This window comes from Streptococcus taoyuanensis, assembly GCF_029589235.1.
GTDB classification, from domain to species: Bacteria; Bacillota; Bacilli; order Lactobacillales; family Streptococcaceae; genus Streptococcus; species Streptococcus taoyuanensis.
In genome coordinates this window covers 120508-133745 of record NZ_JARQVW010000002.1, presented here as the reverse complement: position 1 = coordinate 133745, position 13238 = coordinate 120508, and the positions used below count along the sequence as shown (strand labels likewise).

General features: G+C 42.2%; 13 protein-coding genes. 2 read left to right on the top strand and 11 right to left on the bottom strand.

All coding sequences use genetic code 11. The annotated features are described in order from the left end of the window. Positions 1-118: 118 nt before the first annotated feature. The 11 genes from P5Y91_RS02540 to P5Y91_RS02490 all read right to left on the bottom strand — a co-directional run bounded on the left by P5Y91_RS02540 (position 119) and on the right by P5Y91_RS02490 (position 11823). Complete coding sequence (locus P5Y91_RS02540; RefSeq protein ID WP_118397024.1) at positions 119-2044, bottom strand: DUF2207 domain-containing protein; 1926 nt, start codon at positions 2042-2044, stop codon at positions 119-121. Positions 2045-2102: 58 nt separating this feature from the next. Continuing rightward, positions 2103-2783, bottom strand: coding sequence for a YwaF family protein (locus P5Y91_RS02535; RefSeq protein ID WP_118397022.1), 681 nt, complete (start codon positions 2781-2783; stop codon positions 2103-2105). A 14-nt stretch (positions 2784-2797) separates the two neighbouring features. Continuing rightward, entirely contained in the window at positions 2798-3484 is a 687-nt protein-coding gene (locus P5Y91_RS02530) for a YwaF family protein (protein ID WP_118397019.1), read from the bottom strand. 25 nt (positions 3485-3509) lie between these two features. Next, positions 3510-4211, bottom strand: a complete 702-nt coding sequence (locus P5Y91_RS02525; protein WP_118397016.1) for a YwaF family protein — start codon at positions 4209-4211, stop codon at positions 3510-3512. Between the two features lie 30 nt (positions 4212-4241). Beyond that, the gene (locus P5Y91_RS02520; protein WP_118397013.1) at positions 4242-4853 is read right to left on the bottom strand and encodes an NUDIX hydrolase; all 612 of its coding nucleotides are present in this window, start codon (positions 4851-4853) and stop codon (positions 4242-4244) included. After that, a complete protein-coding gene (locus P5Y91_RS02515; RefSeq protein ID WP_118397010.1) occupies positions 4843-6213 on the bottom strand; it encodes a UDP-N-acetylmuramoyl-tripeptide--D-alanyl-D-alanine ligase in 1371 nt (456 codons plus the stop codon). The genes P5Y91_RS02520 and P5Y91_RS02515 overlap by 11 nt, the downstream gene beginning before the upstream one ends. 324 nt (positions 6214-6537) lie before the next feature. Further along, positions 6538-7584 (bottom strand): D-alanine--D-alanine ligase, encoded by a 1047-nt coding sequence (locus P5Y91_RS02510; RefSeq protein WP_118397007.1) that lies wholly within the window; start codon positions 7582-7584, stop codon positions 6538-6540. A gap of 76 nt (positions 7585-7660) precedes the next feature. Next, positions 7661-8257, bottom strand: coding sequence for a recombination mediator RecR (gene recR, locus P5Y91_RS02505; protein ID WP_021152853.1), 597 nt, complete (start codon positions 8255-8257; stop codon positions 7661-7663). 10 nt (positions 8258-8267) lie between these two features. Then, positions 8268-10319: a penicillin-binding protein PBP2B gene (gene pbp2b, locus P5Y91_RS02500; protein WP_118397004.1), complete on the bottom strand. Its 2052-nt coding sequence runs from the start codon at positions 10317-10319 to the stop codon at positions 8268-8270. A gap of 422 nt (positions 10320-10741) precedes the next feature. Beyond that, entirely contained in the window at positions 10742-11374 is a 633-nt protein-coding gene (locus P5Y91_RS02495; RefSeq protein WP_118397001.1) for a DUF421 domain-containing protein, read from the bottom strand. Next, the gene (locus tag P5Y91_RS02490) at positions 11371-11823 is read right to left on the bottom strand and encodes a DUF3290 family protein (RefSeq protein WP_118396998.1); all 453 of its coding nucleotides are present in this window, start codon (positions 11821-11823) and stop codon (positions 11371-11373) included. The genes P5Y91_RS02495 and P5Y91_RS02490 overlap by 4 nt, the downstream gene beginning before the upstream one ends. Positions 11824-11958: 135 nt before the next feature. Here P5Y91_RS02490 and P5Y91_RS02485 point away from each other — a divergent pair, with 135 nt between their 5' ends. Both P5Y91_RS02485 and P5Y91_RS02480 read left to right on the top strand, forming a co-directional pair. After that, on the top strand, positions 11959-12786 hold the full coding sequence (locus P5Y91_RS02485) for an exodeoxyribonuclease III (RefSeq protein ID WP_118396995.1): 828 nt from the start codon (positions 11959-11961) through the stop codon (positions 12784-12786). Positions 12787-12797: 11 nt separating this feature from the next. Further along, on the top strand, positions 12798-13184 hold the full coding sequence (locus P5Y91_RS02480) for a bleomycin resistance protein (RefSeq protein ID WP_118396992.1): 387 nt from the start codon (positions 12798-12800) through the stop codon (positions 13182-13184). The last annotated feature ends 54 nt before the right edge of the window (positions 13185-13238 follow it).

Sequence of the window (13238 nt, the reverse complement as noted above, 5' to 3'; positions counted from 1 at the left end):
TCAATTTCTCTATCTGTCCTATTATAGCGAAAATAGGCACTTTTTTCAACGATGATTCTTCTTTGAGAGCAAAAAGAAAGACTAAAATCCGTAGATTCTAGTCCTCTCATCATGACTGTTAGAAGGCTCCAAATCCTCCGCCACCGCCACCATCAGAAAAGCCACCGCCGTCAAAGCCGCCACTGCCATCTGAGGAGTTAGTAGAAAAGCTTGAAACGCTATAGGAATCATCAGCATAACTCATCAAGGTAGAGCCGTCTAGGAAGGAATTTGAAGAGGTCGTTAGCCAAACAACAGTGTCCCAGTTTTCGTATGGCAAGGAAATCTGATGATTTTTGAGTACCTGACTCACTTTTTTAGCTTGACCATACATAGTTGCATAGACTAGGATACGATTCCATAGGACAACACTCTCCAGTTCTGCTTGGTTGAAATTTGGAATACTTTCGATCATATTTCGAAAGGCCATCCATTCAAATTGTGCATCCAAGTTCTCTAAGGATTGGAGATGATCTTCGCGAATTTTCACAAGAATATAAAATGGAATGAAGAGAACGACCAACAATACAATCATCCAAAAATAGAAGGAAGATAGGTGTGAACCAAATCCAAAAGATAAGAAACACATGCTCACAAATAAGATCAGTAAGAGCCAAAAATGTAAGGCACAGCCTGTTTTTGAAAGAGCTTCTTCTTTCTCAGATAAGTCTCTAAAATAAGAAGGCAATCCTAATTTTACAATTTCCTTCTCTACACCTTTTGACAATTGCTGGGCATCCTTTTTTAACAGTGATTGAACGTCATTTCCGACCTTTCGAATACGGTCTCGTTGGGTGTCAGATTTAGCAGCTCGAAAGTCTTTTTTTAGGGCTACTTTATCAATTTTATACTTTGAGAATACCTCACTGATATTGATTTTAGATTCTTGATCAAAAATCATTTCAATAAACTTTAATTCAAAATCAGCCAAGCCTTCATAATGGAGACAAGTCAAGGTTTCCCCATTTTCATCCCTAGTCAACCGAAGATTTCCTCGATCAATAAGATCTAACATGGTTGCCTGGATGAGATGATTAAATTTTAGTTGCCCCTTCTCTCTAGACATCACCATCCGTTCAAAATCAAGTTGATATAGTGCCTTAGCTAGGACAAGAGGAGGTAAATTCTGTGGTGGTTCGTATAATCGTACTCCTTTTGAAATTCGACGAGTTCTGGTACTGATAAAATACCGGATCCAGGGAATGAAAGCTAAGATAAATAAAAGAATCGATACAATTGGAACGACCTTGAGTAGAAGGGTCCGATAAAAGAATGTTTTTTGTTCAATGGATTTCTCTTTTTTGAGAAATTTCTCTTTTCCATTTCCCTTGTTAATCTCATTTGCTTGGTCTCGACGCAAGGCCTCTGTCATTGGCCAATAGGCATGCAGTTCGAGCTTACCATTTTTGGGAAAATCCTTTGTCCAAATATGATAACCAGTTGCAGTCCGTTCGACTTGGGCTGGTGGATTAAAGTAACCAGTATGGGCATACAGTTTTCCCTGCTTGGCATCCAAGCCATCCACATAAAAATCTAATTTCGCGACTTTCTCATCTCCATCTGAAATAGGAAACCAATTCAGTTCTGCAATATCCTTGTAGAAAGTCAAGAGATGATCAATCTTCCATTTTACTTTGATCTTGACCGTTCCTCCGACGATACGGGCATTGTATATTTTTAATTGCCGACCATCTTCCAGGTCTGTCTCCTCTACACGAATCTCACGTTTTTCCCCATCCACATAGGCTTCCACCTCAGGATGACGATGAATCTTAAACCCTTTTGGAAGAGGTTCTGCGCTTCCTAGGGTCACATATTGACCATGATAGCCTGTCTGAAACTGATAGGTAATCTCTTGTGTAAATGTTGCTTGGCTATCTTCCTGCAATTGGAGGTGTCCTTCATAGGATTCAATCGAATAGCGAACTTCATCATCTGCATGTGCGATCGTGATTGTACAAACTAAACTCCAAATGAGCGAAATCATTAGCAAGAAACGCTTCATATATTCTCCTTTAATATAAAACAGGGTTGAGACCGAGATGTCCCAACCTTCCTACTTGTTATTTTCTCACTTTCACCCGCTCACTTTTGCGACTGAAGAACTGATTAAAGAGTAATAAAGCAAGGGCTAAAATACTGGATACAACCAGATAGTTGAGCCACACCTTATCCCCTCTCATAATCGGAGGGCGGGCCATCAAGCCGTAATTTCCTCCCGTCAATTGATTGACTCCAACCAGGAATAAATCTAAGGCAAAGGTATAGAGAACAATCTGACTATTTTTTAAGAGATTTCGATCATACCATCTCAAGAGATAAATCAAGGAATTGATGAGGAGACAGTAATGTCCGAGGAGGAAAGAAAAACTCGTAATATGAGGGAAAGTATAGGGATCAAAGACTGGATAGCCCAAAGCAAAGATGGCTCCACTGACTCCCATCAAGGCAAAGAACTGTTTGCTTTTCCAGCGGTCTGGTAAAAACAAGACCGCAAACATGGCCAAGCGACAATGATAAAATGGTAAGCTATTGGACCAAGGAATGTGGTAGGCAAAATACCAAAGATACAAGCAAATTAACTGGAAGCCTTGTAAATATTGAAAGCATTTGCGAAATTGCTCATTCTGATAATAGCGAAGTGACATCATAATCGCTGTCACAACGAACAAGACCATCACACTATACCAAAGTGCTGAAATTGCTGGTGGTGCTGTTGATTCTGTAGTGAAAAAATGATGCATAAAATCTCCTTAGTTTAAACAGATTCAGGTATTCTTCTTTTCTTACTGTACTGAACGATCGTATTGATGAAAATCAGTGTCCCCGTCATGAGAACTGTCACGATCAAATAGTTGAACACAAGGCCATGGTCACCGATCACAGGAGGCCGACGCATAAAGCCGTAGTTTCCACCTGTTGCGAGATTCGCAAGCTGAATAATGGCATTGATCCCAAAAGTCATCTGACAGATTTTCCAAACAGCCCCTTCTTCCACCTGGTAGGATTGAACCAGATAGATCAAACAGTTGGCCAAGAGAGCCCAGTGACCAAAGACATTGTTGATCGAAGATACGTGAGGAAAAGGGTAGGGATAAAAAACAGGATGAACCAAGGCCATAATGGAGCCAAAGACTCCCACGAGGGCAAAATATTTTTTGAAGCTGCCCTTGGGAGCCAAAAGAATGATCCACATGGCCATCCGACTATGATAGAAGGGAAGACTCTCTGAAAGAGGCAAGCGAGCAGCTAGATACCAAGAGTTGATAATGAGCAACTGGATCAACTGCCCCCAATACCAAAAGTTTTGATAGCCTTTAGAATGAGCAAATCGAATGGACAGAACTCCCACTACCACCAATGAAGTCGGCAATAAGAAATACCAGACCCCCAATTGAGGAGGGGCCGTTGGTTGACTGGTGAAAAATAAGTCCCAAAGTGTCATGATTTCTTTCCCTTATCTGCTCTTTTTATTCTGAACGCGAAACTATATTCTCTTCGACCATCTTGTATTTGTATTTATAGCGTTGATTGACCAAGCAAATACCGGCCACCATCACGATGCTGACCAAGAGGTAGTTCAAAAGAGCACCGTGGTCTCCAATGATTGGTGGACGCTTTAAGAAGCCGTAATCTCCACTGGTCAAAAGGTTGACCAAAAAGATGACTGCATTCATTCCAAAAGTGATCTTAACAATTCGTAAGCTGTCTTGTTTTTCCGACTGATAAAAATCTTGCAGGTAAATCAAACTATTGGCAAACAAGGCCCAGTGACTAAAAATCAGATTGAGCACGGTAATATGGGGGAATGGGAAGGGGTCAAAGGCTGGATAAACTAAGGCCGCAATGGATCCTAGAACTCCCAACAAGGCAAAATATTGCTTGATATAGGTTCCTCTCGGAGCAAAGAGTATTGCAAACATGGCCAAGCGACAATGATAAAAAGGCAAATTATCTGTCAAAGGCATGTGGGCTAGAATATACCAAGCATTGATGGTCAAAACTTGAATCAATTGTGCCCAGTACCAAAAGCGCTGGTAGCTTTTTGACTGCGCATATTTGATAGAAAAGTAGCCAACCACCAACAAGGAAACTGGTAGGAAAAAGTACCAGAGTCCAAACTCAGGCGGGGCTGATTTTTGGTTCGTAAACAATAAATCCCAAAGTGTCATTTTTATATCCCTTTAATTTATAGATCGTTTTTAATCACAATACAAATCTCGTTTCCCATCATAAACCTCCCAAAGGAAATTCAATTGTTCTTCTGTATTGCGCTTGGTAGAAAGAGCAGGCATCTTCTCTCTCTCAAAAAATGCAAGATCGGAAATTTCCTGATTCTGTTGAAAACTTCCAGCCAGCAATTCACATTCAAATACCAATTTCACATATTGGCGGCTTTGCAATTGGTAGCGATTGGTATCAAATACTGCCAACAACCGATTGACACGTGCTACATAGCCCGTTTCTTCTTGGATTTCCTTTAAAATATTTTCTTTAGGAGAATAGCCAACCTCACCAAAACCACCCGGCAAGGCCCAGGTCTCTTCTCCCTGACCTTTCACCAGACAAAGTTTGTCATCTTTGACAATCCAGGCCCTTACATCAATCAAGGGGGTGTCATAATAGTTTGTCGGTCGAAACAAATCCGATAATTCTTGTGAATTTAGATCAGTCGTTTCTCTCACAAGATCCTGTAAAATTTCACGAATATCCTGGTAGCGCTCTTGATCAAATGGATCTTTTGAGAACGCTAAGCCTGTATTGGTGATTGAAATCAAGCGCTGAATGTCCTTCAGTACATTATTACTTACCATTCTCCAATTCCTCTACCAATTTGGCTAAATGCATGGAATTGCTTCCCTTGATGAGGATTTGGTCCTGCTCTTTTAAGCTTTCCTTGACTTGTTTGACCATGTCCTCAAACTGGTCTTCCTCAGCTGTTTTTTTGAAATAATAGACATGTCCAAGTGGGAACATCTGACTCGCTAATTGAGCCAAGCCCGCAATGTCTTGCCCATAGAAAATAACGGTATCCAAGACATCCGGCGAGAGGCTGAGGATCATTTGGTTGTGCAGATCTACAGATTGCTCCCCTAGTTCTTTCATATCTGCAAGGACGGCTAATTTTCGGCCATTTGGATTCGCAGGAATAGTCGAGAAGGTTTCTAAAATCAAGCGCATAGCCGTCGGATTAGCATTGTAGACATCGGATAGGATATCCGCCCCATTACCTGCTTTCTTCCATTCTGTCCGGTTGCGTGTTAATTGCAAGGTTTCAAAACTATCACGAATCGCAGCCTCACTCACTCCTTCTTGCAGGGCAACATAAGCTGCGATCATAGCATTGGTCGCATTGTATTTTCCTGTTACTGGAAGATCGATCGCTTCTTCTAAGAAATTAGCTCGGAAAGTTAAGCTATCCTTTCGCTCGATTAACTCGGTAATAAAAATCTCCTCATCTGGCCCAAAGCGAACGACTGTTTGATTTTCAGGGAGGTAGGCATTCACGATCGGATCAGCTGGAACTACCAGAAGACCGCCTTCTGGCATCCCATCCGCAATCTGGAGTTTTCCTTTTGCGATCTCACTTCGATCTTTGAAGAATTCCAAATGGGCTTCCCCAATCAAGGTGACAATAGCAGCTTTTGGATGCGCCAGTTCTGACAAGAGATGGATATCTCCTAGATGGTCTTGCCCCATTTCAAGGACCAGTTTGTCCGTCCCTTCTGGCATATGCAAAACCGTATAAGGAAGACCAATTTCGTTATTATAGTTTCCTTGTGTTTTATAGGTCAGGTAGGTGGTGGACAAAAGCTGTGCCAACATATCTTTTGTGGTGGTTTTACCATTTGACCCCGTCACTGCAAAAACATCTACTTTTGTCTTTTGAAGATAGGCTGCAGCAAGTGTTTGAAAAGCGCTCAGCACATCTTCCACCAAAATATAAGGGTGGCCTTCTACCACTTTCTCTGAAAAAGTGGCTACGGCTCCATTTTCAAAAGCAGTCTCAATAAAGTCATGACCATCACGCGCTCCCTTTAAAGGAACAAACAGGTCTCCAGGCCCAATCAATCGGCTGTCAAATTCCGGCTTGACGAGGGCCACATCTTCAAATTGGCTGATATCATTTTTTGCGTGTACTAGATGAGCAACTTCATGTAATGTGAGATTCATATCCGACTCCTCAGTTCTCCGTAGCGTCTTCAAAAATTTGGACGCTCCTATCAAATTCTTCTCATTATACCATATTCTAGACCACAAAAAAAGTGGCTGGGACAGAAGTCCTAGCCTCTTGATTGTTTTTGGATTGTCGAGCAAGACGCAGTGGTTGAGTGCTCAAAGCACTGCTTTGAGGTGGTAGATAGGACTTGCTAAGCAAGTTTCCTAAGTAGTTGTTCGCTTTTCAAGTTTCAAAGATGCCCTACTCAACTGTGCGGAGGTGGGACGACGAAATCGAATTCTAACGAATTACCGATTTCTGTCCCACTCTCTCTTTTCTTACAACAAATGCGCTTCGTGTTTTTGGAAGACTTCTTTTCCAAGCTCTACTAACTTGGTGATCAAATCTGTATAGTTGAGTCCCATATTGTCCCAAAGCAGAGGATACATAGACCATTGGGTAAATCCTGGCATGGTATTGAGTTCGTTTAAGAAGATCTCTCCTTTATCGGTATAGAAGAAATCACAACGCGCTAAACCTAGACCACCGATTGCACGAAAGGCTTTTTCTGCGTTGGTCCGCATGGTTTTCACAACCTCAGGGTCCAATTGAGCTGGAATCGCCATGGTAATTTTGTTGTCGATGTATTTGGCATCATAATCATAGAAGGCCACATCTTTCACAACTTCACCTGGCAAGGTACTCTTCACATCATAGTTTCCAAGCAGTCCAACTTCGATCTCACGCGCATTGACTCCTTGCTCTACCAAGACACGGCTATCGTATTTGAAGGCCAATTCGAGAGCAGTCCGAAGCTCTGTTTGGTTTTCAGATTTTGAAATCCCTACGCTAGAACCCATATTGGATGGTTTAGTAAAGACAGGATAAGAGAGAGTAGCTTCAATTGCAGCAATTTTCTCATCTATATCATCGCCTTCCACTACAGCTACATAAGGAACTTGTGGAATCCCTGCAGACTCCAAGACCCGTTTGGTCGTGATCTTGTCCATCGCGACACTAGAAGCCAAGATGCCACAGCCGACATAAGGCATTTTCAAGACTTCTAAGAAGCCTTGGATGGAACCATCTTCTCCCATCGGTCCATGAAGCACTGGAAAGACCACTGCTCCTTCCTTGTAAATCGCTGATGGTGCGACTTTTTTAGACCAGTCCACTGTATCGTTGGTCATCAATTTCTCATCATCCGCTGGTTTCTCTTCAAAATCTTGCGTCTGGATGAAATCTCCTGACTGCGTAATAAAATAGGTTTGAACCGAAAATGCTTGGTAATCAATCGCGCGCATCACGCTTTCTGCTGAAAGAACAGATACTTCACGTTCTGCACTACGTCCACCATATAACAGGATTAAGTCTTGTTTACTCATAGTTTCTCCCTAATTGTTCCCTTGATTTCTTACTTGATAGTATACCACAATGATAGCCCTTTCGAAAGAACTTCTCTTATAATTCTGTCCGATTTTCGATCGCGCGAAGAAGGGTCACTTCGTCCGCATACTCGATATCGGCTCCAACTGCTAGCCCCCGTGCCAAACGGGTCACTTTGATGCCTGCTGGTTTGAGCACGCGTGAGATATACATAGAAGTCGCTTCCCCGTCTGCCGTCGCATTGGTCGCAACAATGACCTCAGTAACTGTTCCATCCATCAAGCGACTGAGCAAACTCTTGAGATTGATATCATCGGGTCCCACGCCATTCATGGGTGAGATCAAGCCATGCAAGACATGATAGCGACCGTGGTATTCCTGGATATTTTCCATAGCAGAGACATCCCGGCTATCTTCTACAACAAGAATGAGGGATGGATCCCGCGTTTCATCTCGACAAATCTCGCAGGTTTCTTCATCAGTCAAATTGCCACAAATACTGCAATACCCTAGCTCACGCTTGGCATTTAGTAAGTTCTTGGCAAATTCATTAACATCATCATCTGACATGCCAATAGTGTAAAAAGCAAGACGGGTCGCTGTTTTGATCCCAATTCCTGGCAACTTGGAATAGCTGTCAATTAATTTTGCAATAGGTGCTGGATAAAGCATAGTTTCCTTTCTAATTCATGGGGTGTTTCTGATTGTATAAGTTAATAATGTCACGCGTAATGGAATGACTGACTGTCGCTTGTAGATTGGTATTATGTGGAAAGACCACCGCTACCGCAATCTTTGGATTGTTTGACGGTGCATAAGCCACCACATTGGTATTAATGGCTTGTTTGCCTCCATCGACTGTGGTTTCGGCCGTACCTGTCTTGGCACTAATGGAGACACTGGCACCTTGACCAACAGTTTTCCCTGTCGTCAACCCACTCGTACCATTCGCAACCTGATAGAACCCTTGCTTGATCAAAGCCATGTCCTCCGCTGAGATATGGACCTGATTGAGCTCCTTGGTTTCGATCGCTTTTTTCAACTGACCAAGGCCCCCTTGATCATTATTGTCATAGATGCCTTCGACGACATGAGGACTCACCCTCTTCCCATCATTTGCAACGGTTGCCGCATACTGGGCCAATTGCATCGGCGTATAGTTGTCAAACTGACCAAAGGCATTGGTCAAATAATTGCCGACTGTATACTCTTTCGGGATAAAACCAGTCGATTCATTGGGAAGGTCAATCCCCGTTGATGTTCCAAGACCATACTCTGCAAAAGTAGAGCGCAGTTTTTTCATGGCAGGTTCAACCTGATCCACTTGTAAGGTCATGTTGGGAGTGTAAGGTTGCCCCATCATCTTAAGGGCAATTTGGACCATATAGGTATTGGAAGAGTATTCCAATGCTTCCACCGCATTGATGGAACGACTACCGTATTGGGTAAACCAAGAATTGATAGGAGCTGATCCTGCAAAAACAATCGGCTGATCAGTCAGAACCTGATTCCCAGAAATGGCTCCATTTTCCCATCCAGAAGTCAAGGTCGCTCCTTTGACTACAGATCCTGGAACGAAGACGTTGGTCACTGTTCCTAAAGCATCTGCTGATAGATCTTGACTACCAGCCTGGTGTTTGATCCCCGCCATGGCAAGGACCTTCCCTGTATCGGGCTCCAGAGCTACGGCATAGACACCTTCGGAGTAGGTCGCATTTCCAGCTTGCAACTCTGCACTAAAGGCGGAGCGAAGGATATCTTCCACCCCTTTTTGGAAATCCAAGTCAATCGAGAGCTTGAGGTTTTCCCCCTTAGCTCCTTTTGAAATGTCTACCACTTTATCCATATTGCCATTTTTATCCAGAAGAATTTCTTTTTCACTGCGTTTTCCTTGAAGGACGTTTTCGTATTCCTTTTCGAGATAAGACGTTCCAACCCGGTCATTGAGGGCATAGCCTTTTTTGACATAGTCCTCGACTTCTTCTGCTGGAAGTCCCGCCTGCTCAGTCGAAACCGTTCCGATGATAGAAGCTAAAGGAGTATCCAAAACCTTGCGGTCCCAACTGGTCGTGATCGCAATTCCAGGAAGGTCCTGACTGTCAGCCGCGATGGTCGCAATCTGCTCAGCTCCTAGTGCTTGCGTCGAAATAATCCCCGTCGCAAAATTCTCTACCGCATTCATTTGGCTATAAAGATAGATAATCTTTTTCTCATCATCTGTGTAACCAAGTTTTGAAGGGTCAATGCTGTCCACTGCCGCTTGATAGATTTTAGCTTCTGGCAGACGATTGCCATCAGTATCAAATTTCTTTTTCTCAGGCAGGTGCTCTACGACCTCTTGGTAGACTTTGGTATTGGCCAGATAGTAATCCACTTCTTGCCGTTCGGTCACTTGAGGATTTTCTACATCAACATACTGCAAGAGTTTTCCAGCTGTCTCTCGCATTTCTTGGGCCGTCATTTTACGATCCCGCGTAAAGGTCAAGACTTGCTTTCCCACATTTTCCACCAAGGGCTTACCAGAAGCATCATAAATTTGCCCTCGCACACTCCCTTGTTTGACCGTCTTTTTGGTAGCTTTTGCCAATTTATCCGTATAGTAGGCTTGGTGAGAGATCTGCATATAGCCAAGTCGGGCGATCAGAACCAAAAAAAGAAGGCAAATCAAACTAAACAGCAGGTAGAGTCTGCGTGTGATCGAATGATTCTCAAACTTCCGTATTTTCTTCTTCATGAAATGTTCTATCCTTCTTTTCTAATCAACACTTATCTTCCATTTTACTATTTTTCCAAGAGTATCTCAAGAAAAGGAAGAGCCCTTTCCTGGAATTTTACAAAGAAAAAAGATTGGACAGGCTCGTCCAATCTTGAAATTAACACAAACTTTTTTACATGTACAACCCTAGGTAAGGTGGTTGAAAAAAATATTGATTTTTAATTTTTAGGCTTATTCAAGCATATGTCGAAACTTTCCGCCGTGAGAAAAGTTCCTGAAACACAATTGTTTCAGGAACTCGGGAGTTTTGAAACTTTAGGTTCAAAACTAAGTCATGGAACTTCGTAGAAGTTCGCTGACGTCCGTACTCACCTAAGGAAAGTTTTTAAGACTATTTTGTATTCAATTTGAGATTGGACAGGCTCGCCCAATCTCTTCTTCTAATAAGTCACAACATTGATTTTTCCTTTGTCATACTCGGCAATGAAAATATCCAAAACATTGTCATAGCCTTCTTTTTCCAATTCAGCCAGCAACCACTCTTCGCTTTTTCCAATTGTTTCCAAAATTTCAAGCTGAACCACTCCATCCGTAATGATCGGATATTTAGGATTTTCATTCCCCGCACGGACAATAATCAATTGACCATTTTGTTCAATAACGGCGCGCTTCACATCTTTTAATTGAAAAATCCCTTGTCCACGTAGTTTCAAAGCAACATCTGAAGCAGAAAGTCCTTTGGAACGACAAGCTTCCGGATCCAGTTTCCCATTTTTAATAATGACAGTTGGTTTGCCATCGATCAAGTGCTTCATAAAACGGACATTGGTATTGAGCCATTTTAAGAGTAAGATCAAAATAGTCCACATCAAGAGAATCACAATGTATTGAAGAATGGTAATGGAGCTATTGTAGATGACCCCACCAATAATTCCCCCAAGAACAAAGTTCTGTATCTGGTCTACTGCAGAACTTGGTGCTAAGTTTCCTTTCCCGGTCACATTGATTACAAATACCAAGGAAATCAAGCCGAGAGCTAATTTAATCAAAATGGCTAAAAAATCTACTGTCATTTGTTCACCTCCACAAGTTCCACGTCTGTTTTATACAGATCCATCTTTTCTAATAGGTAGCTATCTGGGTCAGAGCCTGCGATAGCTCGGTAATAAACCTCTCCAACCTTCAGGATCGCCCCATCTGTGGCTGCTGAAGTATTGACATAGACATCTTCTTTTTTGACATCCAACTCCTTTGAGATAACCTCAATAAAACGCAGAGAACGTTGGAATTGGTCATTATTACTTTGGCTATTTTGGAAATTGCTGATACTGATCAAGACCACTGCCACCAGAGTTAAAATGGAGATAATAGATAATTCGCGGAATTTGCTATCGTGCTTCTCCCGATAGGCTTTCACCGCAAAAAAACCAGTCAGAAGAACAAGCAAGCCAGATATCCCAATGGTCACCCAGTTTTGCTGGCTGATCTGACCCAACACATAGTTATAAGAGTAAAATTTCATAAACAACTCCCTTTTTCCAAATGAATTCAAGCTATTATAATAGATTTCACAAGAGATTTCAAGGCATTGTGATCAGAAAATCATTAAAATTTTGTTATAATAAAACTATCAATTATGTCAAGAAAAGGAAATACAATGAAACTCATTTCATGGAATATCGACTCGCTTAATGCTGCATTAACTAGTGATTCAGCACGCGCCAAACTCTCTCAAGAAGTCCTCCAAACCTTGGTTGCTGAGGATGCGGATATCATTGCCATTCAAGAAACCAAGTTATCCGCCAAAGGTCCTACTAAAAAACACCTCGAAATCCTTGAGGAGCTCTTCCCTGGCTACGAAAACACCTGGCGCTCTTCTCAAGAACCGGCTCGTAAAGGCTACGCTGGAACCATGTTCCTCTATAAAAAAGAGCTCACACCAGTTGTGACTTTCCCAGAAATCGGAGCTCCTTCGACCATGGACTTGGAAGGTCGGATCATTACTTTGGAATTTGATGAATTTTTCGTGACTCAGGTCTACACGCCTAACGCTGGTGATGGACTCAAACGTTTGGAAGAACGTCAAATTTGGGACGTTAAGTATGCTGAATATTTGGCTGAATTAGACAAAGAAAAAACCGTCCTTGCAACTGGGGACTACAACGTTGCCCACAAGGAAATTGACCTTGCCAACCCAGCCAGCAACCGCCGTTCACCAGGATTCACAGACGAAGAACGTGAAGGATTTACAAATCTTTTGGCCAAAGGATTTACAGATACCTTTCGTCACCTACATGGTGATGTTCCTGAGCGCTATACTTGGTGGGCACAACGTAGCAAGACTTCAAAAATCAACAATACAGGCTGGAGAATCGACTATTGGTTAACCTCAAACCGCATTGCAGATAAGGTTACTAAATCAGACATGATTGACTCAGGCGCACGCCAAGACCACACACCGATTGTCTTGGAAATTGAATTATAAGGATTTTCTTTATGAACTACAATGCAGTAATTCCCGAGTTTATGGTTTCGAATATAGAACAGTCCCGTTCCTTCTACTGTAATTTGCTCGGTTTCACCATCGAATACGAGCGCCCAGAAGAAAAATTTCTCTTCCTGTCTCTTGAAGATTGCCAGCTCATGCTAGAGGAGGGGACAGTTGAAGAATTAGCTGAACTAACCTACCCATTTGGCCAAGGAATTAACATCTCCTTTGGTATAGAGGATGTCCCTAGGCTCTATCAGAAATTGTTAGAAGCCAACTATCCTATTCATCGCCCATTAATTAAAAGAAAATTTCGTGTTGACGACCATTATATCTATCCTCATGAATTTGCAATTCTGGATCCAGATGGCTATTTTTTAAGATTTAGTGAATAAGAAAATAGATCACTAGAGTAGAAAAAGAAACAAAAAAAGAAAGAGACTAATCAC